This is a genomic window from Delftia sp. WSY_16 (assembly GCF_043104415.1).
Lineage (GTDB): Bacteria > Pseudomonadota > Gammaproteobacteria > Burkholderiales > Burkholderiaceae_C > Comamonas > Comamonas tsuruhatensis.
The window spans coordinates 172,111-198,785 of sequence record NZ_JBICKS010000043.1 but is presented as its reverse complement, the minus strand read 5'-3'; the positions used below and the strand labels follow the sequence as shown (position 1 = coordinate 198,785).

The following is a 26,675-nucleotide window of genomic DNA, read 5'->3' as shown; positions in this document are numbered from 1 at the left end:
CGCGGACATCCGGGTCGCCTTCTTTGATCTGACCTTTCTTGGCGAATCAAGAAAGGGCAGTCGGCTGCCGGGCCGAGACCCGGCCTCGAAAAACAACCACCCGGCAGGGGGAAATGAGCCCCCCCTGCACTCGCTGACAAGCCGCGATCACAGCCCGAAACCCCGCCCATTGTTTCCACCACGGAACCAACCGCGTTCCACCACCCTCCTTTGCCAGCCGCCCCTGTCTCCCTAGAGTGAAAGCAAAAGGAGACAAGCATGTTCGAAGCCAATCTATTCCAGGGCCAGCGCGTCCTGATCACCGGGGGCGGCACGGGGCTGGGCCTGGCCATGGCGGCCAAGCTGGCGGAGCTGGGCGCCGAGCTGCACCTGTGCGGCCGGCGGCATTCCGTGGTGCAGCAGGCCTGCGAGATGCTGAACAACGACACGGGCGCGCAGGCCTTTGCGCATGAACTCGACATTCGCCAGCCCGAGGCCGTGCACACCGTCATCGACCGCATCTGGGCCGAACACGGCCCGCTGACGAGCCTGGTCAACAACGCGGCCGGCAACTTCGTCAGCCGCACCGAGGACCTGAGCATCAACGGCTTCCATGCCATCTCGGACATCGTCTTCCGGGGCACCTTCTACGTCACCCAGGCCGTGGGCCGCCGCTGGATCGCCGAAGGGCTGCCGGGCTCGGTGCTGTCCATCGTCGTCACCTGGGTGGACACGGGCTCGCCCTTCGTCGTGCCCTCGGCCATGTCCAAGGCCGGGCTGGACGCCATGACCAAATCGCTGGCCGTGGAATGGGGTCCCAAGCGCATACGGTTCAACGCGATTGCGCCGGGCGTGATTCCCACCCAGGGCGCCAGCCAGCGCCTGCGCCCCAGGATCGACGGCAACGAGGACTCGGCCGACCGCCGCCGCCTGGACAACCCCACGCGCCGCCTGGGCACGGGCGAGGACATCGGCAACATGGCCGCCTTCATCCTGGCCCCGGGCAACACCTGGCTCAACGGCCAGACCATCACGCTGGACGGCGGCGACGCCCTGGCCAACGGCGCCTACTTCACCGAATACCAGGCCTGGGACGATGCCGACTGGGCGCGCGCCCGGCAGATGGCCAAGGCCGCCAACCAGCCCAACGTCAACGATGGGGAGCAGGAGGCCACGCCCACATGAGCACCGCCGCCACGCCCCATTCCACCCTGGTCTTCGAACAGCGCACGCTGACCGGCGCCGCCCAGCAGCAGCGCGGCCGCCAGCTGGCCCAGGGCCTGCGCAGCCTGGGCCTGGCCGAAGGCGACGTGCTGGCCGTCTTCCTGCGCAACGGCATCGAATACGCCGACGTGGTCCATGCCTGCCGCATTGCGGGCATCTACTACTGTCCCATCAACTGGCATTTCACGGCCACGGAGATCGACTACATCCTGGCCGACAGCGGCGCCCGCGCCCTCATCACCAGCCAGGACCTGCTCGACGGCCTCAAGGGCGAACTCTATGCGGACCTGCCCCGGCGCGTCGCCCACGCACGCGAGCCGGAGCAGGACTACGAAACCTGGCTGGCCGCCCAGGCACCCTACGACGGCCCGCTGGTCGCGCCGCGCGGCCACATGGCCTATACATCGGGCACCACGGGCCGCCCCAAGGGCGTGCTGCGCAAGGCGTTTCCCGTGGAAGAACTGCCCCGGCGCCTGGCCGTGAACCAGGCGCTGATCGCCACCGCCTACGGCCTGCAGCCCGGCGCGCGCACCCTGCTGACCGCGCCCATCTACCACAGCGCGCCCAGCCTGTACTTCCAGAACGCGCTCATGCTCAGCGAGCTGGTGGTGCTGGAGCAGCGCTTCGACCCCGAGCGCTTCCTGCAGCTGGTGCAGGAGCACCGCATCGACACGGCCTACATGGTGCCCATCATGTACGTGCGCCTGCTCAGGCTGCCGCGCGAGGTGCGCGAGCGCTACGACATCTCCTCGCTGCGCTTCATCGCCTCCACCGGCTCGCCCTGCGCGCCGGAGGTCAAGAAGGCCATGATCGAGTGGATGGGGCCCATCATCAACGAGACCTATGCCTCCAGCGAGTCGGGCCTGGTCACCTTCATCGGCTCGGCCGATGCCCTCACCCACCCGGGCAGCGCGGGCCTGCCGCTGCAGGACGCCGAAGTCCGCATCCTCGACAGGCAGGGCCAGGCCCTGCCCACGGGCGAGGTGGGCCTGATCTACGTGCGCCAGCCCGCCTATGCCGACTTCACCTACAAGGGCAACGAAGAGGCCCGTCGCAAGATGGACCAGGGCGGCCTCATCACCCTGGGCGACATGGGCTACCTGGACGAAGAAGGCTTTCTCTACGTCTGCGACCGCGACTCGGACATGGTGATCTCCGGCGGCGTGAACATCTACCCGGCCGAGATAGAGAACGAGCTGCTCAGGCACCCCGGCATAGCAGACTGCGCCGTCATCGGCGTGCCCGATGCCGAGTACGGCGAGCGGCTGCTGGCCCTGGTCGAGCCCGGCCAGTCAGGCACACTGCCCGAGGCGGAACTGAAAGAATGGCTGCGCGGCCGGCTGGCGGCCTACAAGCTGCCGCGCAGCTTCGTCTTCCAGCGCCTGCCCCGCGACGACAACGGAAAGATCGCCAAAAGAAAGCTGCGCGACGCCCACTGGGGCGCGACGCAGCGCAAGATCTGAACCAGCCAACACCGAAAGAGAAGGAGACAACGCATGAACAAGGCCATTGCATTGCTGCTTGCCGCTGCGGCCACCGCAGCCGCAGCCCCCGGGTTCGCCCAGTCCGACTACCCCAGCAAGCCCATCAAGCTCATCGCCCCGTATGCGCCGGGCGGCTCGGTCGATGTGCTGGCCCGCACCCTGGCCACGCACCTGTCCACGGAGCTCAAGCAGTCCGTGGTCGTGGAGAACCGGCCGGGCGCCAACACCATGATTGCCGCCTCGGCCGTGGCGCGCTCGCCGGCCGACGGCTACACCCTGCTGCTGGCCAGCAATGCCAGCATGGTGCTCAACCCCCTGCTCTACAAAAAGCTGAGCTACAACCCCGACCGGGAGCTGAAGCTCACCAACATCCTGGCCGAGGCCCCGCTGGTGCTGGTCACCAACAGCCAGACCGGCATCAAAAACGTGGCCGACCTCAAGGCCTACTCCAAGGCCCACGCGGGCAAGCTCAACTACAGCTCGGTCGGCCTGGGCAACCCGCTGCAGCTGACCACCGAGCTGATCAAGTCCCGCCTGGACGTGGCCGCCACCCACATTCCCTTCAACGGCAGCGCCCCGGCCCTCACCGCCCTCATGGCCAACGACACCCAGCTCATGGTGGACGTGGCCGGCACCTCCCTGCCCCACATCAAGGCCGGCAAGCTGGTGGCCATTGCCACCACCGGGCCGGAGCGCTCGCAGTTCCTGCCGCAGACGCCCACCATTGCCGAATCGGGCGTGCCGGGCTTCAGGGCCTCCACCTGGTTCGGCATTGCCGTGCCCGCAGGCACGCCAGCGGACGCGCGCAACACCCTGCAGGCCGCCGTCAACAAGGTCATGCTCAACCCCGAGTTCGCAAGCGCCCTGGGCAACCAGACCCTGGCCGCCAGAAAGCCCCAGACCCAGGCCCAGCTCGACGACTTCCTGGCCGCTGACGGCCAGATGTGGCGCAAGGTGATCGCCGACAACGCGATTGCGCTGGAGAACTGAAGACCGAAAAGGTGATGAACTAAGGACCTAAGGGCCGGACACCTCGGCCTGCTCCACGAAGCGCAGCAGGCTGGCCCTGAGGAACTCGGTCATCACCTTGACGGCATGCGAGGGCCGCCGGTCCTCGGCCGTGATGATGTACAGCCGGTCGCCCAGGCCGGACACCGTCCAGTCCGGGCACACGCGCTGCACCGCGCCCGATCGCAGCTCGTCCATCACCATGTAGTTGGGCAAGGTGGCCACGCCGCTTCCCCGGAGCATGGACTGCTTGAGGAAGGGGAAATGCTCGCTGGTGATGCAGGGCTCGCACTTGAGCGCAATCTCCTGCTGCCCCTTTTTCACCGAGACGGCATAGGTCTTGCCATCGCCGGGCGGCGTCAGCAGCACGCCGTGGGGAATCTCGGAGGGGTCGTGGAACGGCCGCGCCTTGGCATAGGCGCTGCTGGCATACAGGCCAAAGCCCACCGGCCCCAGATCGCGCGCCACCAGGTGTTCCTGCACGTCGCGCGCCACGCGCACGGCCACATCCACCTGGGCGCTCATGGGATCGCTCACCCGGTTGGAGAACAGCACGCGGATGCGCACCTGCGGGTGCCGTTTCTGGAAGGCCAGCAGCATGTCGGCCAGGTACAGCTCGCCCAGGCCCGTGGGAATGCTCAGCCGCACCGAGCCCGTCACCACATGCTGCAGCGCGTCGATGGCGCCCTGCGCCGCCTCCACCTCCTGGATGATGCTGCGCCCATGCTCGTACAGCACCTCGCCCGCCGCCGTCAGCAAAAAGCTGCGCGTCGTGCGGTGCAGCAGGGTCACGCCCAGCGCCGTCTCCAGCGACTTGAGCTCCTTGCTCACCTTGGAGCGCGTGATGTCGCGCTTGCGCGCCGCAGCGCTGAGGCTGCGCGCGTCCACGATCTCTACGAAATTGCGGATGAGGTTGATGTCCATGGCTTGAGACGGCAGGTCAGGCGGCCCGCCTTGTGTGCGGCCTTATGCGCGGCCTTGTGCGCGGCCGCAGGCAACGCACCCGGACCGCCACCCCCGGACTATGGCACCGTCACGACGCCTGGCCCCGCCACCCGTGGGCGCCGGGACACAGGGCTTTCCCCGGTGCCCGCTGCATCAGTCCAGGCTGATCTGCGACGAAGAGGCCACCTGCTTCCAGGTCGTCACATCCTTGAGGATCACCGCGCCGAACTGCTCCGGCGTATTGGCCACCACCGTGCCGCCCAGCTCTGCCAGGCGCTGGCGCAGCTGCGGATCGGCCAGGGCCTGCACGCTGGCCTTGTGCAGCTTGTCGCGGATGTCCTTGGGCAGGTCCTTGGGCGCCAGCAGGCCATTCCAGGCCTGCACGGCGTAGCCGGGCACGCCGGACTCTGCAAAGGTCGGCACATCGGGCAGCTCGCTGCTGCGCTGGGCCGTGGCCACGGCCAGCGGGCGGATCTTGCCGGACTTGATGTGCGGCAGCGAGGCCGGCAGCGGCTCCCACAGCATGGACACCTGGCCGCCGATCAGATCGGTGAAGGCCGGGCCAGCGCCACGGTAGGGCACATGCATGATCTGCACGCCCGCCTTGGCCTTGAACAGCTCCATGGCCAGATGGCCCAGACCGCCCGCGCCCGAGGACGCATACGACAGATGGCCCGGCTGCGCCTTGGCCAGCGCGATCAGCTCCTTCAGATTCGCCGCCTTGACCGAGGGATGCACGCTGAGCACGCCCGGCACCGTGATCACCTGGGTGATGGGCGTGAAATCCTTCACCGCGTCATAGGGCAGCTTGGTGTAGACAGCCGGATTCGTGCCGTGCGTGCTGGACGTGGCGCCCAGCAGCGTATAGCCGTCCGGCTTGGCATCGGCCACGAAGCGCGTGCCCAGCGAGCCACCGGCACCGGCCTTGTTCTCCACGATCACCGAGGCGCCCAGCACCTTGCCCAGTTGCTGCGCGAACAGGCGGTTCACCACATCGGCCGTGCCGCCGGGCGGAAACGGCACGATCAGGCGGATGGGCTCGGCCGTGGGCCAGCCGGCATCGGCCGCCAGGGCCGACTGCGCGGGCGCCAGGGCGCCCAGGGCCAGGGCCGCCGTGGTTGCAGACAGGCTGCGGATCATGAAATTGCGGCGTTGCATGAGATTTTTCTCCTCGTTGAAATTCTTCGGGACCAGCACCGGCCAGTCACTGGCAAGTCATCGGCCCAGGCGCTCCAGCCAGGCCAGCACCCGGCCCAGCACCTCGTCGCCATTGGTGTCCAGCATGCAGAAATGCGAATTGCCGGTGATGCCTGCGGCCGGCAGGTCCAGCACCTCGGCACGGCCGCCCAGGCGGCGCAGCAGCTGCCAATACACATCGGTCTGCGCGCGGTACTTCTGCCACTGCGGGCTGTGCGCGAAATGGTCGCCCCACACCGCCAGGTGCGGGATGGCCGATGCAGGCGCGAAGGCATCCGCCCCCTGCTGACCCTGCTGCCCTTCTTGCACCACCGGCATGCCCGTAGGCTCCACGCCCACCACGGCGCGCACCAGGTTCGGCTTGCGGCTGGCCGCATGCGCGGCAAAGCCACCGCCCTGGCTGTGGCCTATCACCACACAGGGGCCGAACTGCTCCAGCAGCGCGTCATAGGCCGCCATGGCCATGGCCTCATGCCCCAGCCAGCGCGGCACCATCTGCCGCACCAGGGCACAGAAATGCTCATGCGGAAAACGCTGTCCCGCGAAAGGCTCGCCCAGGCCAAGGTCCACGCCTGAAGGCGTCGCATGGCCTATGCGAAACAGCTGCCACGCCTCCTCGGCACTGCGGAACACGGGCGCCTCGGCATAGATCTCGGGGAACATCGCCCAGCCCGCGCGGCCGCGCTCCACGGCATCGCAGACCACCACGTCATGGCCCGCCTCCAGCAGGCGCCACAGCCAGCCCTGGCGCCCATCGGGCGTGGACTCCCACTGCGCCCCGGTCATGCCGCCGCCATGCCACAGCAGCACGGGCAGAGGGCTGCGCGGACGCGCCAGGCGGTACTCCATGGCATACATCTGGCCCACGGCATAGCTGCCATTCATGTCCAGCGGCCGCTCGCCGCCGTTGCGCACCACTTCCCTGTGCTGGATCGGCAGATCCCGCACCGTGCGCTGCGCACCGCCAATGAAATGGCTTTGCATCTTCCTGAGGCAAACTTCAGGCATAACAGGGCTTCTCTCGCATGTCGCCATGCTAGGCATGCCCCGCCTTGGTGCTGTGCCGATTGCGGCGGGGCTGTGCCGGATCAGCACAGCCCTGCACCCACCCTACCCATGCACGAACTCAACCTCAAACTGCTGCAGGACCTGCAGGCCCTGGCCGACACCGGCAGCCTCTACAAGGCCGCCGAGCGCCGCCACATCACCCACCCGGCCTTCGGCCGCCGCATCCGCGCGCTGGAGGAATGGGCGGGCACGCCCCTGGTCGAGCGCGGCCACCAGTCCACCACGCTCACGGCCGCCGGCAAGACGCTGCTGGCCTCGGCCCATGAAGTGCTGGGCATCCTGGAGCAGACCCACGGCCTGCTGCAGCGCCCCCACCGCACGCGCGATGAAACCGTCACCATCGCGGCCGGCCGCACGCTGTCGCACACCGTCCTGCCGGGCATCATCACCGCCCTCAACCAGGCCATGCCCCAGCTGTGCTGGAAAGTGGTCACCACCAGCCTGGACTACGGCGTGGAAATGCTGCTGCAAGGCAAGGTGGACCTGCTCATGTGCCACGCCCAGCCCGCCATCGAAGGCAGCCTGCAGGGCCACCACCTGGCCTGGCTGCCCGTGGGCCAGGACACGCTGATCCCCGTCAGCATCCCCCTGGTCCCCCAATTGCCCAAGTACGCCCTGCCCGCCCACGGCGGCGGCCCGCTGGTGCCCTACCTGGACTACGCGCAAAGCATGTCCCTGGGCAAGATCCTGCGCAGCCACCTGCACGAGCTGTGCGACACCACGCGCCTGCGCACCGTCTACGAGGCCGACCTCGCCGACTCCCTGCACGCCATGGTCCACCAGGGCCTGGGCCTGGCCTGGCTGCCGCTCACCCTGGTCAAGACCGACCTGACCGATGGCCGCCTGGCCCGCGCGGCCGGGCCCGACAAGGACGTGCCCATCAACGTGCGGCTCTACCGGCGGCCTGCGGCGCAGAGCAAGCCGCTCACGCGCAGGGTGTGGGCGGGGTTGGAGAATCTTTATGGGAGGAGTCAGAAGTCGTGAGGCGGGTGGGTCAGTTTGTGTGACTTGGCGGCTGCGGCCTTGCGTTGTTGACCGTCTGTAAATTTGAGCGCCGCGCGCTCTTCTTGCCCCTGCCGGGCGGTTTCTTTTAGAGGCCGGGTCTCGGCCCGGCGGCCGACTGCCCTTTCTTGATTCGCCAAGAAAGGTCAGATCAAAGAAGGCGACCCGGATGTCCGCGACCCCTTCGCTTCGCTGCGGGGCAACCTGCGTCGTGGCGGCTGCGGGGTTCGCCGTGAAACTCGTTGCGCGCTGCGCGCTTCACTCAAACATCACGGCGAGTCAGATGACGAAGCAAGCCTGTCCTTCGGCAGGCTTGCAACCCCGCAACCGCCACGACGCAGGCGCGTGCATACGGGAGGGGGAAGAGGCAGCAGGCGCAGGCAGCGGGCGCGCCCAGGACTTTCCCCTTGGCCCCGCTGCAGCCTTGAACTAGCATGGCCTGCACCGCCCCGGCCGGGGCGGATCTTCCTTGGGCATCGATGAGCTTTCCCGTTCAGATTCCGATCCGAGTCCCCTGCCCTCCGGGCGCCTGCATCTGCGAGCACGACGCCCTGCTCGCCGACTCCATGGCTGACCAGCGCATCCTGCGACTCACCAAGGAAGAGGAAAAACGCCTGCTACTACGGTTGGAACGCATCACCAGCCTGCAGGACCTGCGACATGTGGAGCAGCGCATGTATGAGCAGCTCGGCATCCGCGTGCGCATCGAACCCGGAGCTAGCGAAGTGCGCACCGTGCGCGGCATACAGATCGAGGTCCTGCCCATGCGCGGGCTGTGCAGCAAGACGCGGCAGGCGATTCCTGCGGCGATTCGGCGGGGGATGGAGAGGACGCCGGAGGTTGCGTTTGAGTTGTTGGATGAGGGGGGGTTGTTTGGGTGAGGGTGAGGCCCCAACATCGAACCTCGACTCAATGCAAAAATAACGGCCACAGTTACCTCAATATATGCCGCCATCCACATCAAATGAGATATATCGAGATACTCTGGATCACCGTAACATCTAATCACCAGTTCGTATTGCATTGCAATCGGATGCATACCAACTCACAAGCTGGCGTTAATTGTAGATAAAGGCATTAATACCACGGCTATTTTTCAATATACTATAAGATCAACGACTGCAGTTTCTTGCCCATGGCAAAATATTCCACAAAACTCCGTCAGCCTGAATTATAAAATTTAATAACAAATATTTCCACTATAGCCGTAACTGAAAGAATATGAATCACCGACGGCCATGGCTCATCGGCGATTCATTAAAAACTTCAGTTTTTTATAAATTGATATTTAACATATTCAGGCGCTATTGCATTCACACCCATTACGGTCCTAACCCAAACGCGGCCTTCTCTTTCCGCAACAAGGGAGCCTACCATTTCGATGTCAAAACGAGGACTCATGTATGGAGAGTTGAAGGTGATTTTTCGCTCCAAAGCAATAGATTCGTCCCGCTCCTCTGCTATATGCTTTAACAGCATGGTGTACGCAGTCACACTAGCCATTTGCATTTCCTTCATTTTATCCTCCGACAATGCAGATAGCTCATCAACAGTATATTTACCAGGCAGCTGATATTGATATCGCCTAGTCCACTTGTTCTGCCCTTCAGCACCTTCAAAGAAAACAACTGCTGAAACATGAACAGTCGTCTCATCTGTTTTTGAGATCAGCACAAATGGCGTGACTTTGATGTCATTATTATTTACTGAAGACTGAACTATGAAATTGGTGGAATTTGCCGCCTGCTGCAAGGCAACCTCAGGATTCAGATTGATTCTCTCCTTGATTTTCCCAACATCTGCAATCGTAGTATTTTCTATCATTTTAATATTGGCAGCCGCACCTAGTGGTCCCAAAAGAATACCCAATCCAGCGCCGCCACCACCTTGATTTTGAAAATAAAATACTGACTGCTCACTATTTATTTTCTGAGTCATATGATTAGTTTTCTCTATAGTCTCGCTCTTGGCCAGACCATACTTCTGACTCGGCATTACCGCAGGCCGCGCGCCCTGCAGGGGTAAAGCCGCGCCACAACCAACCAATCCAGCAGAGACAATCACCAAAGCTGCCACACACATCAATCTCATAAATAACTCCACATTTAATTCCGAATTAACAACAAATCACACAATCACTCTCGATTTGACGAAGTCAGCAGAATTTTCCACATCTTCAATCCTAAACAGAAGAAGAATAGCACCGGAAAACTCGCTATCAACTCAAAGCTCGATCCCGAGAAATACTAGCTGCAAGTAAAATTAACCAACAGCGAACGTAATTATAAACCAACAAAAATTAATTCATCACAGCTGCGATTATTATTTACAACACCTTCTCCCATCCATATCAAAATCTACAAATAAAATACATCATATGAGAATGAAAATTGCCCGTCAAAATATAATCGCCTTGCATGTCCTGCATTTGTCCGGTAAAGATAGTATCGCCTTGAATTGCTAAAAGGCACCAAGATGCAATCAGCCTACCGGTAATTTAACTCCGGCCCATCTTCAGCCATATGCACATCTGTAGTCAGATGAGGATAAAAGATCTCACCTTAATAAGAGTGCGCGGGAAATTCAACGGGCTCGCATTGTTGGCATTTCTCGCTATTCACATGATTGCCTCTGACGCTTTCCTTCTCATCAGCCAGCTACGCAACTCGTAGTATCTCCATCGCTGCAGACCAGCGAACATCATCCACTTTCGAAGAGGATGCCATGCCACACGCCAGTCATCAGAGAGGAAGCAAGCTGACAGACGTACAGCCACTTGCAGGCTGGCGAATGCCTCACAGGAGCAGCAACCCATGAAGCACATCCCCCATCCCCTCCCCCCGAAAACACCCACGCCCAGAAGCTCGCAACAGCGCTGCATGAAATGGACCGCTTCGTGCAGCAAGGCTGTGCCGAGGTTTCCGCCCTGGCCCAGTTGGCGCTGGCCTGGCTGGAGATCCCCGAGGGCCATCAGCGGCTGGACGTGGTGGCGCAGGCGCTGGTGACCATTCGCAACAGTGCTGAATCGCTGGCGGAGTTCGCGGGCAGTGAAGCCCGAGTGATGAACTGCGAGTACGAGGACCAGGCGGAGGTGCGCCGCAGCGAGGCGGCCAAGGTGGCTGCCGAAGAGGCCGGGCATGTGTACACCGTGGCGGGGCCTGGGGTGGCGCGCGGCGGCAGGTAGTCCCGGAGGCAACGGGTCTGCGCGCCGCTGCACCCTGCATGGCCGTCTACCCCTTGCGCGTGCGAAACAGCAGCCACAGCAGATACACCCCGCCCAGCAGCCCCGTCACCAGCCCGATGGGCAGATGCAGGCGCACGGGTGCCCACTGGCTGAGCATGTCGGCCGCCAGCAGCAGAACGGCGCCCATGGCTGCCGCCGTGAACAGGGGCACGTCGGGCGACAGGCCCAGGCGCCTGGCCACCTGGGGCGCGGCCAGCGCGATGAAGGCGATGGGCCCCGCCGCTGCCGTGGCGATGGCGGTCAGGGCCACGGCAGCCATCACCATGGTGAGCCGCGTGCGCGGCACGTTGACGCCGAGCTGTGTGGCGGCATCGTCGCCCAGCTCCAGCAGGTTGATGCGGCGGGCGCACCACAGCACGACGGGCACGATGGCGATGAAGCCCAGCGCAGCGGGCACGACATGCGCCCAGGTCCGCGCGCTGAGCGAGCCGGCCAGCCAGCGCTGCGCGGCGACGGCCCGGTCCAGGTCCCCCATGACCAGCAAGATGGTGTTCAGGCCCGAGAGCGTGGCCCCCACGCCTATGCCCACCAGCACCAGCCGGTAGCCGCCGCCAGCACGCCGGCCTCCGGACAGCGCAAGCACGACCGCCGCCGTGGCCATGCCCGACAGCACGGCGGCCAGCGATGTCCACAGCGGCCCGGCGTCACCCAGCACGATGAGCGCAATCGCCCCGCTGGCCGCGCCGGTGGTGAAGCCGATCACGTCCGGCGAGCCCAACGCGTTGCGGGAGATGGACTGGAAGATGGCGCCCGCCATGCCAAGCGACGCGCCAACGAAGACGGCCGTGAGGACACGCGGCAGCCGCACCCGCTGCACGATGCGCTCAGCTGCGGGGTTGGAGCCCGTGCCCAGCAGGCTGTCGAGCACTTCGGCGGAGCTGAGGGACAGGGTTCCCGTGCCCAGCAGCAGCACCCCCAGCACCAGGGCCAGCACGACCAGCGCCATGCCCACGGCCAGTGGCCTGGGCCGCCAGAGAAACGAACAGGCTCCCCAGCGCACAACCGATGTGTTCACGGAGGTCTTCATAGCCTGCTCAACCGGTATCTGCACGCCACCCAGACAAAGAACGGCCCGCCGATCAGGCAGGCGACGATGCCCGCAGCCACTTCGGCAGGCGCCGCGACGACGCGGCCCAGCACATCGGCACCCAGCAGCAGCACCGCCGCGTAGAGCGCGGACAGCGGCAGTATCCAGCGGTAGTCCGGCCCGCACGAGAGGCGTGCAAGATGCGGCGCCACCAGGCCGACGAAGGCAATGGGCCCCACGGCCGCCGTGGCCGCCCCGGCCAGCAGCATGACCGCAAGGCAGGCCAGTTGCGCGGTGGCGCGCACATTGACACCCAGCGCCAGGCCCACGTCATGCCCCAGCGCCATGGCGTTGAGCTGGCCGACGATGGCCCAGGCCGCCGCCAGCCCCGCCGCCACGGCGGCCGCCAGCACGGCGGCGCTGGCATAGCCGCTGCCCTCCAGGGAGCCGGCCGCCCAGTGGCGGAAGCCGTCAAAGACTTCCGGGGGCGCGTTGAGCAGGATGATGCCGGCGCTGGAGGTGAGCATGACCGACAGGCCGGCCCCGGCCAGGACCAGGCGCACCGGGTGCGCGCCCGCGCCCCGGGACTGCCCGAACGCGAAGACGGCGGCGCCCGCCAGCCCCGCGCCGGCAAAGGCGCACCAGACGTACTGGAGCACGGACGTCAGGCCGAAGGCCGTCATGCCGATGAGCACGGCCAGCGCCGCACCCGCGTTGACGCCCAGCAGACCCGGCTCCGCCAGGGGATTGCGGGTGACGGCCTGCATGAGCGCGCCAGCCACGCCCAGCGCCATGCCGGCCAGGATGGCCACCACGGTGCGGGGCATGCGCAGCAGGCTGACGATCAGGTGCTGGTCATCACGCAGGTCCGGAGCCCGCAGCGCGCCGAGGATGTCGGCCAGCGCAATGTCGCGCGAGCCGACGGTGATGCCGAGCACGGCGATGATGGCCAGCGCCAGCAGCCCGCCTGCAAGGCCCAGCCAACGCCTGCAGTGCAGGGAGGACCGCAGGGAGGAGCGCAAACAGGAGCGCTGGGCAGGCCGCGCCGCCGCGCCTTGGAGCCGTGCACGCATGGCTCAGCGGAAGTGGCTTGCCACGGCGTCGACCATCTGCTGCCCCGAGTAGTAGTCGATGCGAAACGAGGTCGGGCCCAGCGGATAGACGCGCCGTCCGGCAACTGCGGGCAGGTTGGCCAGCAGCGGATCGTCCAGGAAGGCCTGCACATCGCCCTGCGAGGCGCCGAGCAGGAAGACGGAGTCGCCGGTGATGGCGGCCGAGAGATTCTCGCGGGAGATGAATTCGAAGTCCGAGGCGCGTGTGACCTGGGCGGCCAGCGCGGGCGGCAGGCCCTCCACCTTGAAGCCCAGTGCGGCCAGCAGCCGCGCATGGGGGCTGGCGGCGCGGCCTATGGAGTAGCTGCCGGCCAGGTTGTAGGCGACGATGCTGACGGGCTGGGCCGGGGGCGTGATGGAGGCGGCGGTCTGCGCCACATGGGCATCGAAGCGGGCAATGGCTGCGGCGGCCTGCTTCGTATGGCCCGTGATGCGGCCCAGCTCGGTGGCGATGTCCTGCCAGGACTGGCTGGAGTAGTCGACCACGACCATGGGCACGCCCTGCGCCTGCAGTTCGGTGCGGTGCTGGGCCACGCTGTCGGCTCCGGTGGCGGAGGCCACCAGCAGGTCGGGGCTGGCGCCGATGGCGGCCTCGATGTCGAATTGCAGGTTGCGGTAGAGCACCTGCACGCCGCGCTTGTCGGCAACCGCGGCCCATTGCGAGAAAAAGCCCTTGTCGTCGGTCATGCGGCTGGGCGTGGTCGCGGCGGTCGCGACGACCGGCGCATCGATGGCCAGCAGGATGCCGGTCACGCTGGGCGAGGTGGAGACGATGCGCCGGGGCAGCGGTGCATGGTCTGCGTGTGCTGCAGCCGGCGCATCCGATGTATGCGGTGCGGCGCCCGCCACGGGAACGGCGGCGCGTGGAAACCATGCGAAACAGGCCAGCACGGCCAGTGCGGCGGCCGCGTCCAGGGCGGCAAGTTGGAGTCTGTTCATCTCGATCCGAAGCGACGGGGCCGGGCGCCAGGGCGGCGTCTTCAGCGTATTCCGTATTGTAGAATTCATTCCACATTGCAAACACCGAAGGACCTATCGATTGTGGGAAATGACCGGCCATGACGCAGCGCCTGAGTGCTGATGCGGTGACGCTGCGCTACGGCGAGCGCACGATTTCGCAGGGCCTGTCCCTTGCCATTCCCGATGCTTCCTTCACCGTCATCGTGGGGCCGAACGCCTGCGGCAAGTCCACCCTGCTGCGCGCGCTGTCGCGGCTGCTGGTGCCGGTGGCCGGGCAGGTCATCCTGGATGGCAGGCACATTTCGCAATTTCCCGCCAAGGAGGTGGCGCGGCGCCTGGGCCTGCTGCCGCAAAGCGCGGTGGCGCCCGAGGGCATCACGGTGGCGGACCTGGTGGCGCGGGGGCGCTACCCCCATCAATCCTTCCTGAGGCAGTGGACGGACGCGGATGAGCAGGCCGTGGCCGAGGCCATGCAGGCCACCGATGTGGCAGCGCTGTCCGACCGCCTGCTGGACGAGTTGTCAGGCGGCCAGCGCCAGCGGGTGTGGATTGCGATGGTGCTGGCGCAGCAGACGCCGATCCTGCTGCTGGACGAGCCCACGACGTTCCTGGACATCGCCCACCAGATCGAGCTGATGGAGCTGCTGGCGGATCTCAACGACGCCGGCCGCACGGTGGTTGCGGTGCTGCACGACCTCAACCAGGCCTGCCGCTATGCCTCGCACCTGATCGCCATGCGCGACGGGCGCATTGCCGCGCAGGGCGCGCCCGGAGCGATCTTCACGGAGCAGTTGGTGCAGGAGGTGTTCGGCCTGCCGGCCGTGATCATGGCAGACCCTGTGTCGGGGACGCCCCTGGTGGTGCCCAGGGGGCGCAGGGCCGTGGATGCCATGGAGCGCGCCGCAGGGAACTGAGGCGCCCGGCCATTCTTCCCGGCTCGGCTTTCAAGGCGAATCTGCGCTGAAGGCCCGCCCGCCCGTGGACTGGTTGATCAGGCTGGCCTCGCGGAACAGCGCGACCCGGTCTTCCGGTGACTTGAGCTGGCCCAGGTCCGAGACGGTGGTGACCGCGCAGACGATTTCATGCTGCGCATCGAACACCGGCGCCGCCTGGCCCGTGACGTTGGACAGCAGGTGGCTGGTCATCTCGGACCAGCAGCGCTCGCGCACTTCGTCGAGCACGGCCTTGGCTGGCGGCTTGCCACGGAAATGGGCGGGCTGCTGGCGCCGTGCAGCGTCGATGGTGGCCTTGGGCAGGAAGGCCTGGAACACCAGGCCGCAGGCGGTGTTGTCTATGGGCAGGATGTCGCCCAGCGCCAGCGGGTTGATCGAGAAGTAGGCGCTGCGGTACCAGCGCACCAGGGTCGGCCCGCGGTCGGTCCAGATGGCCACGCCGCCGCTGAGCGCATGGCTGTGCGTCAGCGCCTTCATGCGCTGCGCCGCAATCTCCACCGCATCCACACGCTTGAGCGCGCCAATGCCGATGCTCAGCGCCGCGCTGCCCAGGTCATACAGGCCGCTGGCCGGGTCCTGCTTGGCCAGGCCTTCCTTGACGAGGCTTTGCAGGTAGCGGTGGGCCGTGGAGCCCCCCGTTCCCGTTCGCCGGGCCACCTCGCCCAGCGCCAGCTCGCTTTCGGCATTGGCCAGGACCATGAGAAACCGGGTGGCGATGGAGACGGACTGGATGGTGCCGGAGCGCTTCTCGCCGGCTGTCGTCTGAGGTGTTGTTGTTTTCAAGGGCTGGGCTTTCTTGCCTGTACCAGGCGCATCGCAGGTGGGGGCGCAGGCGCCGCCGGTGTCGATGATACCGGCTCTGCCGAAGGCACTGCACAGGTGCGCGCACACCATTTCGCCGCTGTTTTTTTCTTCCGCATGTGGGAATGCATTCCCTACTGTGGAATTTCAATGCATGATGGCGACCTTTGAAAAATACGAATCATTCTCATCAAAGGAAGATGCTGTGAAGCTGTGTTTCCATCGCAGGCTCCCGTCCCGGGCGGGCGCCATCGCACTCTCTACCCTGATGGCGCCGGCCGGCGCCTTCGCTCAGGGCACATCGGGTTCCGGGGGGGAATCCAACGCGCTTGAAGCGGTCGTGGTCAGCGGAGAAAAGGTCAGGCGCGAACTCAAGGACACGGCCTCCTCCGTGTCGGTCAAGGCCGGCAAGGACCTGGCCCGGCAGGAGTCCGGCAATGCCTCGGTCCACGAGGTGCTGCACGACGTGCCCAACGTGGTCTACACCGACACGGTGGGCGCGCCCATCATCCGCGGGCAGGACACGCAGGGCCCCAACAACGGCCAGAACGTCTTCTGGGGCGGCACGGTGCCGCGCGCCACCATCAACCTGGACGGGCACTACCTCAACTACAACGAGATGTTCTTCGGCGCGACCTCGGTCTGGGATGTGGAGAGCATCGAGGTGTTCCGCGGCCCGCAGACCACCTCGCAGGGTGCCAATGCCATTGCGGGCGCCATCGTCGTGAACACCAAGGACCCCAGCTTCAAGCGCGAAGGGGCCTACCAGCTGGAGGCGGGCGACTACCACTCGCGGCGAGCGTCCATCGCCGTCTCCGGCCCCGTGGGCGAGGAGCTGGCCGCGCGACTGGCCGTGGACTACTCTGGGCGCGATACCTTCATCGACTACACCAATCCGCAGTTCCAGCGGGGCCAGGCCGATCAGGATTTCCGCGCGCTGAACGCACGCATGAAGTTCCTGTGGCTGCCCAGCCGCATTCCGGGCCTGGAGGCCAAGTTCACCTATTCCCACAACGACAGCAACCGCCCCAGCCAGGAGGCGGCGTCCGCTCCGTTCACCGCGCTGGAGCACTGGACGACGACCATGCCCAGCTGGAAGCAGAAGACCGACACCGGCATCCTCGACCTCAGCTACGAGCTGGGCAACGGCGTGCGGCTGGTCAACCAGTCCCAGTATTCGCGCTCGTCCGTGCAGCGCTACACGGGCATTCCCGGCGAGGGCGATGCCGATATCCGCCAGAACAATGTCTCCAATGAGTTCCGCGCCCTGGTGGGCAGCGACAAGGACCGCCTGAGCGGCTTCGGCGGCGTCTACTACGCGCGCACCGGCACGGACGAAAGCCTGCTGCTGCGCGGCCTGTCCGCCTTCGACGACACGAAGAAGAACCTGGGCGTCTTCGGCGAGCTGAACTGGCGCCTGGCCGACCGCTGGACCCTGACCAGCGGCCTGCGCTACCAGCAGGACGAGGTGGTGCGCACCGGCACTTCGGTGCTGGCACCCACCGCCCTCGACTACACGAAAACCTTCTCGGCACTGCTGCCCAAGCTGTCCCTGGCCTATGCCGCCACACCGCGCTGGACCGTGGGCGCGCTGGTCAGCCGGGGCTACAACCCGGGCGGTGTGTCGCTGAACCTCACCAGCCGGCAATGGGCGTATTTCAAGAAGGAGTCGATCTGGAACTACGAGCTGTTCAGCCGTGCCAGCCTGCTCGATGACCGGCTGATGCTCAACACCAACCTGTTCTACATGGACATGCGGGATGCGCAGTACAACATCCCCGTGGTCATCTCCCCGGGCGTGGCCCAGTCCTACACCATCAACGCGGAGAAGGCCCATGCCTACGGCTTCGAGCTGGGCGCCGACTACCGCGCGCTGGACAACCTGCGGATCAAGGCCGGCGTGGGCGTGCTGCGCACCCGCATCGAGGAGATGGGCAGCAACCCCGGCTACGAGCACAACCGCTTCGCCCGCTCGCCCGGCTACAACCTGAGCCTGGGCGTGAGCTGGGACGCCAGCCCCCGGTTCAATGTCTCCGGCCAGGTGCGCCACCTGGACGGCTACTACTCCGATACCGCCAACACGCGCGCCTATGCGGTCGGCTCCAACACCATCGCCGACCTGCGCATGACCTATGCCTACAGCGCGCGCGTGCAGCTGTACGGCTATATCAAGAACGTGTTCGACAGGCGCGCACCGACGTACCTGCAGCAAAACCGCGGCATCGGCGGCATCGAGGCCAGCATGACCGCGCCGCGCATGATCGGCGTGGGCGTGCGCGGAACGTTCTGAGATGGGAATGACAGCAGACATGACACCCCGCAAACCCCTGCACATCGGCCTTTCGCTGGCCCCCACCTGGCTGAGCGGCGACGCCTGGCGGCGGCCCGGCAGCAATATCGAAGGGCTGTACTCCAGCGACTTCGCCCTGGACCTGGCCCGGCGCGCCGAGGCCGCGCACCTGGACTTCGTCTTCCGCCCGGACGTGAGCTTTCTGCCCATGGAGGCGCTGGAGACGGGCGCGGGCTTCGCCAGCCTGGACCCCACGGTGCTGATGGCCGCGCTGGCGCGCGAGACCTCGCGCATCGGCCTGGTGTCCACGGTATCGACCACGTTTTTCCCGCCCTATGCGGTGGCGCGCCAGCTGCAGTCGCTGCACTGGATCAGCAACGGCCGCGCCGGATGGAACATCGTCACGGCCCTGCAGGGCCACGAGAACTTCGGGCTGCAGGCCATGCCCGATGCCGATGAACGCTATGCGCGGGCCGCAGAGTTCACCGACGTGGTGCGCCGGCTGTGGGCCAGCTTCCCCAACGAGGCCTTGAAGATCGACCGGCACAGCGGCCGCTACGCCGACGCCTCGCTGGTCCACCCCATAGACCACGAGGGACCGCACCTGAAGGTGCGCGGCCCGCTGAACCTGCCGGAGTTCGGCGGCCCGCGCATTCCGCTGGTGCAGGCGGGAGCATCCAGCACCGGGCGCGACTTTGCAGCATCGGTGGCAGACATCGTCTTCGCGCCCACGCCGGACCTGGACGCGGCGCTGGAGCTGCGCCGGGACCTGTCTCGGCGCGCACAGCGCCATGGCCGCCAGGCGCGGGATGTGCGCCTGCTGCCCGGCCTGAGCCTGTACCTGGCCGACACCCGCGAGCAGGCCCGGGAGATGTTCCAGCAGACGCACGGCCGGATGGACAGGGGCCGCAAGCTGGCATCGATCAAGGCCATGGTCGGCCTGGACCTGACGGACTGGCCCGCAGACCGGCCGATCACCGCAGCCGACCTTCCGCCGCCCGTTGCAACCCCGTCCAGCCGCACGCATGCGGGCCTGCTCAGGCGCCTGATGGAACGCGAGTCATTGCGCATCGACGAGCTGCTGCAGCGGCCGGAAATCCTCTCCGCCGCGCACTGGCAGGTGGTCGGCACGGTGGACGATGCCGTGGCGCAGATCACCGAGTGGAGCGCCGCTGGCGCCATCGACGGCTTTCTGGCCGCGCCCGGCGGCTCCGTCGAGTCCCTGCATTGCGTGCTGGAGCAGCTGGTGCCGCGCCTGGTGGAGGCCGGCCTGTTCCGCTCCCGCTACACGGGCACCACGTTCATGGAGCACCTCGACGAGTCGAGGTAGGGGCTGCGCCCTGCCCTCGCCTGGCCTTCACTGCGCCCGCGTGTCGGACCCGCCATCGGGCTCGAACGCAAAGCCCACGCCATAGACGGAGCGAATCCACTCATGGCGGTCGTCCGCCGCCTTGAGTTTCTTGCGCAGGTTCTTGATGTGGCTGTCGATGGCGCGTTCGTTCACGTCCAGCGTGTCGGCGCAGGCCAGCTCCAGCAGCTGCGCGCGGGAGTACAGGCGGCCGGGCTGGCGCATCAGGGCCTGCAGCAAGGTCAGCTCCCGCTTGGTCAGCGGCAGCACGCTGCCATTGAGCATGGCACGGCCCTGCTCGGGCAGCAGCGTCAGGCGTTGCTGCGCGGGGCCGGGGCCGGCACTGCGGCGCAGCACGGCCTTGACGCGGGCCACGACTTCGCGCGGGGCGAAGGGCTTGCAGATGTAGTCGTCCGCGCCCAGCTCCAGGCCCAGCAGGCGGTCCATTTCCTCGACGCGCGCGGTGAGCAGGATGACGGGGCTGGCGCTGTGGGGGCGGAACTGGCGCAGGATGTCCAGGCCGTCCAGCCCCGGCAGCATGATGTCCAGCAAAGTGAGGTCGGGCGGAGAGCGCAGCATGCGGTCCAGCGCCTCGCGCCCGTGGCGGATGTGCTCGACTTCGTAGCCGGCATGGCGCAGGTAGTCGATGACGATGGCGGCCATGTCGGTTTCGTCTTCGACCAGGAGGATGCGGGCAGGCTTCATGGCGCGGGATTTTCCAGCAAGGGCAGCCACAGCGTGATGCGCAGGCCGCCCAGCGGCGAGGCGGCGGCCTCGATGCTGCCGCCATGGGCCTGGACGATGGTGCGGCAGATGGCCAGCCCCAGGCCGGAGCCGCCCAGGCCGTCGCCATCGCGCACGCGGGAGGCGTCCACGCGGTAGAGGCGGTCGAACAGGCGCGGCAGGTGCTGGCTGGCCACGCCGGGAGCCGTGTCGTCCCAGCGCAGCTGCAGCATGCCGCGGTCCTGCATCTGGACGATTTCGGCGGACACCTGCAGCCGCCCGCCCGCAGCCGTATAGCGCAGGCTGTTTTCCAGCAGGTTGGCAAACACCTGGTGCAGCCGGTGCGGATCGCCCTGCACCAGCGGCGGCGGAATGCGCGCGGCCAGCTGGTCCACGGTGGAGCGGTCCAGGCCGATGCCCACCTGCTCGAAGCCGGGCCGCGCGCCGTCCAGCGCCTCGCCCAGCAGGGTCAGCACATGCACGGGCACATGGCCCGAGCCGTGCAGGGCCTGCGGGTCGTCCAGGCTCACGCGCAGGTCGCTGACCAGCCGTATCAGCCGCATGATCTGCCGGTGCAGGCGCAGTGCCATGCGGTCGTCCAGGGGCAGCACGCCGTCCTGCACGGCCTCGACCTCGGCGCGCATGGTGGACAGGGGCGTGCGCAGCTCATGCGCCACGTCGGCCAGCCAGCGCTGGCGCGAGGCTTCCATGGTGGCCAGCTGCACGGCCATGTCGTTGAAGGTTTCCGCAAGGCGGGCCAGTTCGGCATCGCCCCTGATGGCCACGCGCGTGTCCAGCCGGCCGGCCGCAATGCCGCGCAGGCCGTCGACAAAGGCGGTCAGCGGCTCCAGCCAGCGCCGCGTGAGCCAGGCCGACAGCAGCAGCGCCAACAGCAGGCCGGCCAGCCCGGTCCAGGCCACAAAACCCATCTGCTGCGCGAGGAAGGCGCGGTCCAGGTCGCGCTGCATGCCCTGCCCGGTCTGCACGGGGGACAGCACGATCTCGCCAATGGCCTGCCCATTGGCGGCGCGCAGAACGCGGTGCGCCGCACCGGGCTGCGGCGCCATGCCGGAGATGAGCTGGCCCTGGGCATCCAGCAGGCCCACGCGCGCCCACGGGCCGCCGAACGGGCGGTCTGGCGGCGGGCCTGGGCGGTCTGTACGGTCTGTACGGTCGGAGCGCTCTGATCGATCGGCACGCTCTCCGCCTTCCAGCCCAAGCGGCGGCGGAAACTCCGGGCCTGGCCCCGGGCCGTGGCTTCCCTCAAAACCAGGCCTCGACTCCGGCATGGACATGGGCATGGGGGGCCGTGGCCCGGGCTCGCCCGCAGGAAAGCCCCGGCCCATGCCTGCGCCCGGGCGCACCATGTCGCGCCAGAAACCGGGGTTGGCGCGCGCCGCATCCCAGCCGCCGTTTTGCTCATGGTGCTGGACCAGCCGCTCGGCCAGCCCGTCCATGCCGGTCAGCTCCACCTCGGCCATGTACGGGCCCAGGCCCCGTTGCAGGCCCAGGCGGGAGAAGCCGAGAAACACCAGCAGCAGGGCCACCAGCAGCACGGCCAGGGCGAAGAAGGCCTTGTGCTGCAGCTTCAGGCGTGGGAGGCGGAGGCTCATTCAGTTGCTGCGTCAGACGGCAATGCCGATGGATATCGTGGCGGTGTGGCCATTGGTGGTGTCTCCGGTGAAGGTGGGCGTCTGCCAGGCGATCTGCTCGCTGGTGTTGTCGCCGAAGACATTGTCCGATGTCACGCTGACCCGCGACAGGTTGGAGACGCTGGCGCTGTAGCCGCTGACACCGGCATAGACGGCGCTGGCCACGTCCTTGGGCATGGCCATCTGCGAGGTCAGCAGCTTGTTGGTGTAGCTGCCGGCAGTGTTGAGGCTGCGGAACACCTCGAAGTGCATGTGCGGCCAACGCCCGTCATAGCAGCCCGGGAAGATGGTCACAAAGGTGCATTCGCCATTGCTGTCCGTCGCCTGCACGCCGCGCAGGAAGTTCTGGTTGAGCAGGTCGGTGGAGTACAGCGAATACTCGCCCTCGCGGGTGCAATGCCACAGGTAGATGGCATAGCCTTCCAGCGGGCTGCAGTTGGTGCTGACGTTGACCAGGGTGATCTTGAGCGTCAGCGGCAGGCCCGCAGCCGTGCCGCTCATGCCGCCAAAGCTGCTGCGCAGGTCGCTGCGCACCACGCCGCTTTGCGACAGCACGTTGACCAAACTGCCGCGCGAGCCGTTGGAGCCGTCGGCGGGGTAAGGGCCTTCGGTTTCCGTGGGATCGACCATGCAGGTGCCGGTCGTGGTTCCAGTACCCGTACCTGTGCCCGTACCTGTGCCCGTTCCCGTGTCGGTGCCCGTTCCTGTCCCGGTTCCTGTGCCGGTCCCTGTCGAATCACCGGAATCACCTCCGCCGCCACCGCAGGCGGACAAGAGCGCGGCAGCGCCACCGGCAGCCATCAGGCCCAACAGGCGGCGGCGCTCGGACAGGCGGCGCGCCATGACTTGCAGATCGTGCTGAAGGCCCAGGTCGTGGGCAAGATCATGGGCATCTTGAGAGTGGTTCATGGGGATGGCTTTTCATGAGGGCCTGTGCGCAGGCCCGTGGGGTTGCAGACAGCCCGGCGGCGTGGCCCGCCGGGCCACGCGATCACTGCTGCGGATGGGGCGGCGGCCCGCCTGCGCCGGGCCCGCCGGCCGGCATGGCCACCAGCTGCCCGTTCAGGCTGCGGCAGGTGCCGGCCAGCGTCTTGCCATCGGGCATGGTCAGCGTCACGCTGTCGCCCTCGGCCTTGCCCTGGCAGGCCGTATAGGCCTCGGGCGGCGGCGACGGCGGATTGCCGTGCCCCCCGTGGCCCTGCGCATGGCTGCAGGCCGCCGCGAAGGCCGCCACAGCCAGCACAAGGGCCGGGCGAATGCGTGAAGCGTTGGTTTGCGAGAAATCAATCATGGTCTTTTCCTGGAGTTGCACAGGAATTCTTGCGACCAATCTGGGGGGAAATTGGGAGAAGTGGACGTGGGTTCTGCAACATCGTCTGATGGCTGCACCCGGCTTACATTGCCTGCGGACAAGGCGTACGTGAACTCCTTGCCGTTGTCCACCATCAGCTTGTTGATTCCCATCGGGCAAGGCACCTGCGACACAGGACAGGCCCGGCGGCCGTGGCAGGACCCTGCTTATTTGGACACTGCCTGATAAGCGGCCTGCACCGCGCGCACAAGGGAAGGATGCAGGACTCCCAACTTGGGCGTCTGTCCATGGGGAGCTGCAGGCGGCACTGCAAACCACTCTGCCGTATACGGCAGATCCAGGGCCTGCTTGAGATTGAATTTCGTGTCATAGCTCAACCCGGCAGCCGCATAGGCCACGGGATTGCGCTCGCGCAGGATGGCGAACTCGCCCTTGTACAGCGTGGTAGTGCGCTGGCTGGTGCCGTAGGCGACTCGTACGGTGAACTGCGGAGCATCGTCATCGAAGACCACCAGGATCAGCGCGGGCCGAGGCTTGGGCCCGGGAATGATGTCTTGCGGGAAATAGCACCAGACGATGTCGCCCGCCGTGGGCTCATCCCACCAAGGTGCGGTCACAGCGTCTCCAAGTCGAACAAGCTCGACTTCACCGAGCGTTGCTCACCTTGCGGCACTTTTTTCTTGATTTGCCTGACCTGGGCTGCCGTCAAGGGGCCGTCATCCGCCTCGTACTGCGGCAGCATGCGTACGGCAAGCTCATGCAGCGCACGGTGTATCGCCTGCGTTTCATCAACACCAAGATGCTCGGCCAGGCGCTTGGCGGTTTCTCGCGTGACGCCGGTGGCGCTGTCCACTGCGCGGTAGCGGAAGGCAATCTGGTTGGCGTTTGTGCGGGTCGGCATATTCAACTCCTTTGGATATATCAAAGATATCCACCCTGCCAGTACATGTCAACGATGCCCATGAATCGACCATGCCTCGGGCATGTCGGCAAAGCGGTACCACCCGGACCTTTTCACGCCCATCTGAAGACTGCCTGCGCGGCCGTGGGGCCTTGCGCGCAAGGCAGCAGCGCGTTCAGAAACTTCGCCCGCAGGGATACAGCCGACCAGATCAGGGCCATCCGGACTTACTCCAGCGTGACATTGGCCTTCTTGACCAGGCGCGCAAAGCGTTCCTGCTCGGAGCGCAGGAACTGGGCTGCCGCCTCGGGGCTGTTGAGCACGGTGTATTCGTCGCGCCGTGCAAAGCCGGCCTTGACCTCGGGGTCGGCAAAGGCAGAGGCGATGCCGTCGTGCAGGCGCCGCACCTGGGCGGGCGGCATGCCCTTGGGGCCGATGGCGGCCACCCAGCCGGCGATGTCCACGCCGGGAAAGCCCTGCTCGGCTACGGTGGGCACATCGGGCAGCGATGCCACGCGCTCGCGGCCCATGATGCCGATGGCACGCAGCGCGCCGGATTTGAGGTGCGCCTGCGCCGTGCCCACGGCGATCACGCCGAAGTCCACCTGCCCGCTGAGCAGGTCCACCACCATCTGGCCCACGCCCTTGTAGGGAATGTGGCGTGCCGTGGTGCCGGCCGCGTCCAGAAAGACTTCGGCCGCGAGGTGGAAGATGGTGCCGTTGCCGGACGAGGCGTAGTTGAGGTCGCCGGGCCGCGCCTTCATGAGCGCCTGCAGTTCGCGCGCATTGCGCGCCGCCACCTTGGGGTGGACGACCAGCACGAAGGGCGAACCGCCGACGATGGACAGCGGCGTGATGTCGGCCAGGCTGTCATAGGGCAGCTTCTTGAAGACGCTGGGGTTGACGGCGTGGTTGTTGGAGATGAAGGCGATGGTGTTGCCATCGGCCGGCGCCTTGACCAGGGCCTGCGTTCCCGTGATGCCGCCCGCGCCCGGCAGGTTCTCCATGACCACGGGCTGGCCGCCCAGCGAGCGCACCAGCGCAGTCTGGGCCGAGCGCACGATGGTGTCGGCGCCCGAGCCTGCCCCCACGGGCAGGATGACGCGCAGCGGCGTGCCATTTTGGGCGCGCACGCCCAGGGCAGCGGCCCCCAGCGATGCGCCGGCCAGGGCCAGCAGGCTGCGGCGGCGGGTGGGATGGGACGAGTGCATGGGGTTGTCTCCTTTTTGTGTTGTCTCATGCGCGCCGGGGTGGTTTTTCTGCGGCCTTCGGCGCCCGGGGTTGGCTGTCAGGTCCGTGATGCAAGGGCTCCGAGGATTTCTTCGGTGTGCTCGCCAATCCCGGCCAGCGGCATGCGCACGCCGGGACGGTGGCCGTTCATGAGCAGGGGCAGCAGCACCACGTCGGTCTGGCCGCCGTCTTCGGTCTGCATGGAAGCCAGGCCGCCGCTTTGGCGCAGGTGCGGGTCGTCCACCAGTTGCTCGGGCCGCGTGATGGGCGCGTAGGGAATGCCTGCGGCCTCCAGCTGCGGCGCAAGCCGGGCCGATTCATGGCTGGCCAGGATGGCGCCCAGCTCGGCCAGCAGTTGGGGGCGCACGGCCACACGGGCGGCGTTGTCGGCGTATTCGGGGCGCTGCAGCAGGTCGGCGCGGTCCAGCACGCGGCACAGGGTGGCGAACTGCTTGTCGCTGACGGCGCCGATGAACAGCTGCTCGCCACCGGCCAGGGTGAACACGTCGTAGACGCTCCAGGCCGACACGCGCGAGGGCATGGGCGGCGGTGCCTCTCCCGTCATCAGGTACTGCTGCATGTGCTGGGAGGACAGAAAGACGCAGTTCTCGAAAAGCGCGCTTTGCACCTCCTGGCCGCGCCCGGTGCGCTCACGCTCGCGCAGGGCGGCGAGCACGCCGATGGCGCCGAACATGCCGCCCATGATGTCGTTGACGCTGGTGCCCGCGCGCAGCGGCCGGCCCACGGGGCCGGTCATGTACGACAGGCCGCCCATCATCTGCACCACCTCGTCCAGCGCCAGGCGCTTCTCGTAGGGGCCGGGCAGAAAGCCCTTGTGGCTGACGTAGATGAGGCCGGGCGCGCGCTGCGACAGCGTGGCGTAGTCCAGGCCCAGGGACTGCATGAGGCCGGGGCGGAAGTTCTCCAGCACCACGTCGCTGCCAGCGGCCAGCTCGGCAGCGGTGGCGCGGCCCGCTTCGGTGGTGATATCCAGCACCACGCTTTTCTTGTTGCGGTTGAAGCTGCGGAAAAAGCCGATGCCCAGGCCGGGCAGCGTGCGCGTTTTGTCGCCGCCCGGTGGCTCGACCTTGATGACTTCGGCGCCCAGGTCGGCCAGGATCATGCCGCAGGTGGGGCCCATGACCATGTGGGTGAATTCGATGACGCGGATGCCGGACAGCGGCAGCAGGGGTTCGGTGGCCATACAGGTGTGCT

General features: G+C 66.5%; 25 protein-coding genes. 9 read left to right on the top strand and 16 right to left on the bottom strand.

What is annotated here, in order from left to right; translation table 11 throughout:
• The first annotated feature begins 258 nt into the window (after nucleotides 1–258).
• The 3 genes from ACF8O7_RS26855 to ACF8O7_RS26845 are packed head-to-tail and all read left to right on the top strand — an operon-like array spanning nucleotide 259 to nucleotide 3,677.
• Nucleotides 259–1,164: an SDR family oxidoreductase gene (locus tag ACF8O7_RS26855; RefSeq protein WP_016448092.1), complete on the top strand. Its 906-nt coding sequence runs from the start codon at nucleotides 259–261 to the stop codon at nucleotides 1,162–1,164.
• Nucleotides 1,161–2,666 carry an acyl-CoA synthetase gene (locus ACF8O7_RS26850; RefSeq protein ID WP_209800496.1) on the top strand — a complete coding sequence of 502 codons (1,506 nt, stop codon included), beginning with the start codon at nucleotides 1,161–1,163 and terminating at the stop codon, nucleotides 2,664–2,666. The genes ACF8O7_RS26855 and ACF8O7_RS26850 overlap by 4 nt, the downstream gene beginning before the upstream one ends.
• Nucleotides 2,667–2,699: 33 nt before the next feature.
• A complete protein-coding gene (locus ACF8O7_RS26845) occupies nucleotides 2,700–3,677 on the top strand; it encodes a tripartite tricarboxylate transporter substrate binding protein (protein WP_012205004.1) in 978 nt (325 codons plus the stop codon).
• Nucleotides 3,678–3,704: 27 nt separating this feature from the next.
• On the opposite strand, the gene ACF8O7_RS26840 is transcribed toward ACF8O7_RS26845, so the two are convergent.
• The 3 genes from ACF8O7_RS26840 to ACF8O7_RS26830 all read right to left on the bottom strand — a co-directional run bounded on the left by ACF8O7_RS26840 (nucleotide 3,705) and on the right by ACF8O7_RS26830 (nucleotide 6,821).
• Nucleotides 3,705–4,619 carry a LysR family transcriptional regulator gene (locus ACF8O7_RS26840; RefSeq protein WP_392444811.1) on the bottom strand — a complete coding sequence of 305 codons (915 nt, stop codon included), beginning with the start codon at nucleotides 4,617–4,619 and terminating at the stop codon, nucleotides 3,705–3,707.
• A gap of 174 nt (nucleotides 4,620–4,793) precedes the next feature.
• Nucleotides 4,794–5,798: a tripartite tricarboxylate transporter substrate binding protein BugE gene (locus ACF8O7_RS26835; RefSeq protein WP_016448095.1), complete on the bottom strand. Its 1,005-nt coding sequence runs from the start codon at nucleotides 5,796–5,798 to the stop codon at nucleotides 4,794–4,796.
• Between the two features lie 57 nt (nucleotides 5,799–5,855).
• Nucleotides 5,856–6,821, bottom strand: a complete 966-nt coding sequence (locus ACF8O7_RS26830) for an alpha/beta fold hydrolase (protein ID WP_392444808.1) — start codon at nucleotides 6,819–6,821, stop codon at nucleotides 5,856–5,858.
• 132 nt (nucleotides 6,822–6,953) lie between these two features.
• Here ACF8O7_RS26830 and ACF8O7_RS26825 point away from each other — a divergent pair, with 132 nt between their 5' ends.
• Together ACF8O7_RS26825 and ACF8O7_RS26820 are read left to right on the top strand one after the other, a co-directional pair.
• On the top strand, nucleotides 6,954–7,889 hold the full coding sequence (locus tag ACF8O7_RS26825; protein WP_043791295.1) for a LysR family transcriptional regulator: 936 nt from the start codon (nucleotides 6,954–6,956) through the stop codon (nucleotides 7,887–7,889).
• 452 nt (nucleotides 7,890–8,341) lie between these two features.
• Entirely contained in the window at nucleotides 8,342–8,788 is a 447-nt protein-coding gene (locus tag ACF8O7_RS26820; protein ID WP_374191672.1) for a hypothetical protein, read from the top strand.
• A 385-nt stretch (nucleotides 8,789–9,173) separates the two neighbouring features.
• Here ACF8O7_RS26820 and ACF8O7_RS26815 read toward each other — a convergent pair whose 3' ends face one another.
• Entirely contained in the window at nucleotides 9,174–9,998 is an 825-nt protein-coding gene (locus ACF8O7_RS26815) for a hypothetical protein (protein WP_277848577.1), read from the bottom strand.
• Between the two features lie 793 nt (nucleotides 9,999–10,791).
• Here ACF8O7_RS26815 and ACF8O7_RS26810 point away from each other — a divergent pair.
• The gene (locus ACF8O7_RS26810) at nucleotides 10,792–11,091 is read left to right on the top strand and encodes a hypothetical protein (protein ID WP_392444803.1); all 300 of its coding nucleotides are present in this window, start codon (nucleotides 10,792–10,794) and stop codon (nucleotides 11,089–11,091) included.
• A gap of 46 nt (nucleotides 11,092–11,137) precedes the next feature.
• Here ACF8O7_RS26810 and ACF8O7_RS26805 read toward each other — a convergent pair whose 3' ends face one another.
• From ACF8O7_RS26805 to fepB, 3 genes are read right to left on the bottom strand one after another with little or no spacing between them, the layout of a single operon-like run.
• Nucleotides 11,138–12,178: an iron chelate uptake ABC transporter family permease subunit gene (locus tag ACF8O7_RS26805; protein ID WP_312840630.1), complete on the bottom strand. Its 1,041-nt coding sequence runs from the start codon at nucleotides 12,176–12,178 to the stop codon at nucleotides 11,138–11,140.
• Nucleotides 12,175–13,251: an iron ABC transporter permease gene (locus ACF8O7_RS26800; protein WP_312840631.1), complete on the bottom strand. Its 1,077-nt coding sequence runs from the start codon at nucleotides 13,249–13,251 to the stop codon at nucleotides 12,175–12,177. The genes ACF8O7_RS26805 and ACF8O7_RS26800 overlap by 4 nt, the downstream gene beginning before the upstream one ends.
• A 3-nt stretch (nucleotides 13,252–13,254) precedes the next feature.
• The gene (gene fepB, locus ACF8O7_RS26795) at nucleotides 13,255–14,229 is read right to left on the bottom strand and encodes a Fe2+-enterobactin ABC transporter substrate-binding protein (protein ID WP_392444800.1); all 975 of its coding nucleotides are present in this window, start codon (nucleotides 14,227–14,229) and stop codon (nucleotides 13,255–13,257) included.
• A gap of 119 nt (nucleotides 14,230–14,348) precedes the next feature.
• On the opposite strand from fepB, the gene ACF8O7_RS26790 reads away from it, so the two are divergent.
• Nucleotides 14,349–15,164, top strand: a complete 816-nt coding sequence (locus ACF8O7_RS26790; RefSeq protein WP_312840633.1) for an ABC transporter ATP-binding protein — start codon at nucleotides 14,349–14,351, stop codon at nucleotides 15,162–15,164.
• A 30-nt stretch (nucleotides 15,165–15,194) separates the two neighbouring features.
• Here the strand turns inward: ACF8O7_RS26790 and ACF8O7_RS26785 are convergent, their stop codons facing one another.
• Nucleotides 15,195–15,986: an IclR family transcriptional regulator gene (locus ACF8O7_RS26785; protein WP_096916011.1), complete on the bottom strand. Its 792-nt coding sequence runs from the start codon at nucleotides 15,984–15,986 to the stop codon at nucleotides 15,195–15,197.
• 358 nt (nucleotides 15,987–16,344) lie between these two features.
• Here ACF8O7_RS26785 and ACF8O7_RS26780 point away from each other — a divergent pair, with 358 nt between their 5' ends.
• On the top strand, nucleotides 16,345–18,294 hold the full coding sequence (locus tag ACF8O7_RS26780; RefSeq protein WP_373785775.1) for a TonB-dependent receptor: 1,950 nt from the start codon (nucleotides 16,345–16,347) through the stop codon (nucleotides 18,292–18,294).
• A 19-nt stretch (nucleotides 18,295–18,313) separates the two neighbouring features.
• Complete coding sequence (locus ACF8O7_RS26775) at nucleotides 18,314–19,624, top strand: NtaA/DmoA family FMN-dependent monooxygenase (protein ID WP_047217303.1); 1,311 nt, start codon at nucleotides 18,314–18,316, stop codon at nucleotides 19,622–19,624.
• A 27-nt stretch (nucleotides 19,625–19,651) separates the two neighbouring features.
• On the opposite strand, the gene ACF8O7_RS26770 is transcribed toward ACF8O7_RS26775, so the two are convergent.
• The 8 genes from ACF8O7_RS26770 to ACF8O7_RS26735 form a co-directional block, all read right to left on the bottom strand.
• Nucleotides 19,652–20,347: a response regulator gene (locus ACF8O7_RS26770; protein WP_043822656.1), complete on the bottom strand. Its 696-nt coding sequence runs from the start codon at nucleotides 20,345–20,347 to the stop codon at nucleotides 19,652–19,654.
• The gene (locus tag ACF8O7_RS26765) at nucleotides 20,344–21,978 is read right to left on the bottom strand and encodes an ATP-binding protein (protein WP_392444795.1); all 1,635 of its coding nucleotides are present in this window, start codon (nucleotides 21,976–21,978) and stop codon (nucleotides 20,344–20,346) included. Before ACF8O7_RS26765 ends, ACF8O7_RS26770 begins: the two co-directional genes overlap by 4 nt.
• Nucleotides 21,979–21,990: 12 nt before the next feature.
• Nucleotides 21,991–22,926, bottom strand: a complete 936-nt coding sequence (locus tag ACF8O7_RS26760) for an intradiol ring-cleavage dioxygenase (protein ID WP_280047803.1) — start codon at nucleotides 22,924–22,926, stop codon at nucleotides 21,991–21,993.
• Nucleotides 22,927–23,008: 82 nt separating this feature from the next.
• Nucleotides 23,009–23,308 (bottom strand): hypothetical protein, encoded by a 300-nt coding sequence (locus ACF8O7_RS26755; protein WP_016448111.1) that lies wholly within the window; start codon nucleotides 23,306–23,308, stop codon nucleotides 23,009–23,011.
• Nucleotides 23,309–23,535: 227 nt separating this feature from the next.
• Entirely contained in the window at nucleotides 23,536–23,946 is a 411-nt protein-coding gene (locus ACF8O7_RS26750; protein ID WP_043791292.1) for a hypothetical protein, read from the bottom strand.
• Nucleotides 23,943–24,230: a hypothetical protein gene (locus ACF8O7_RS26745; RefSeq protein ID WP_016453658.1), complete on the bottom strand. Its 288-nt coding sequence runs from the start codon at nucleotides 24,228–24,230 to the stop codon at nucleotides 23,943–23,945. Before ACF8O7_RS26745 ends, ACF8O7_RS26750 begins: the two co-directional genes overlap by 4 nt.
• A 227-nt stretch (nucleotides 24,231–24,457) precedes the next feature.
• Nucleotides 24,458–25,441, bottom strand: a complete 984-nt coding sequence (locus ACF8O7_RS26740) for a tripartite tricarboxylate transporter substrate binding protein (RefSeq protein WP_392444791.1) — start codon at nucleotides 25,439–25,441, stop codon at nucleotides 24,458–24,460.
• A 77-nt stretch (nucleotides 25,442–25,518) separates the two neighbouring features.
• A complete protein-coding gene (locus ACF8O7_RS26735; protein ID WP_017407219.1) occupies nucleotides 25,519–26,664 on the bottom strand; it encodes a CoA transferase in 1,146 nt (381 codons plus the stop codon).
• Nucleotides 26,665–26,675: the final 11 nt, after the last annotated feature.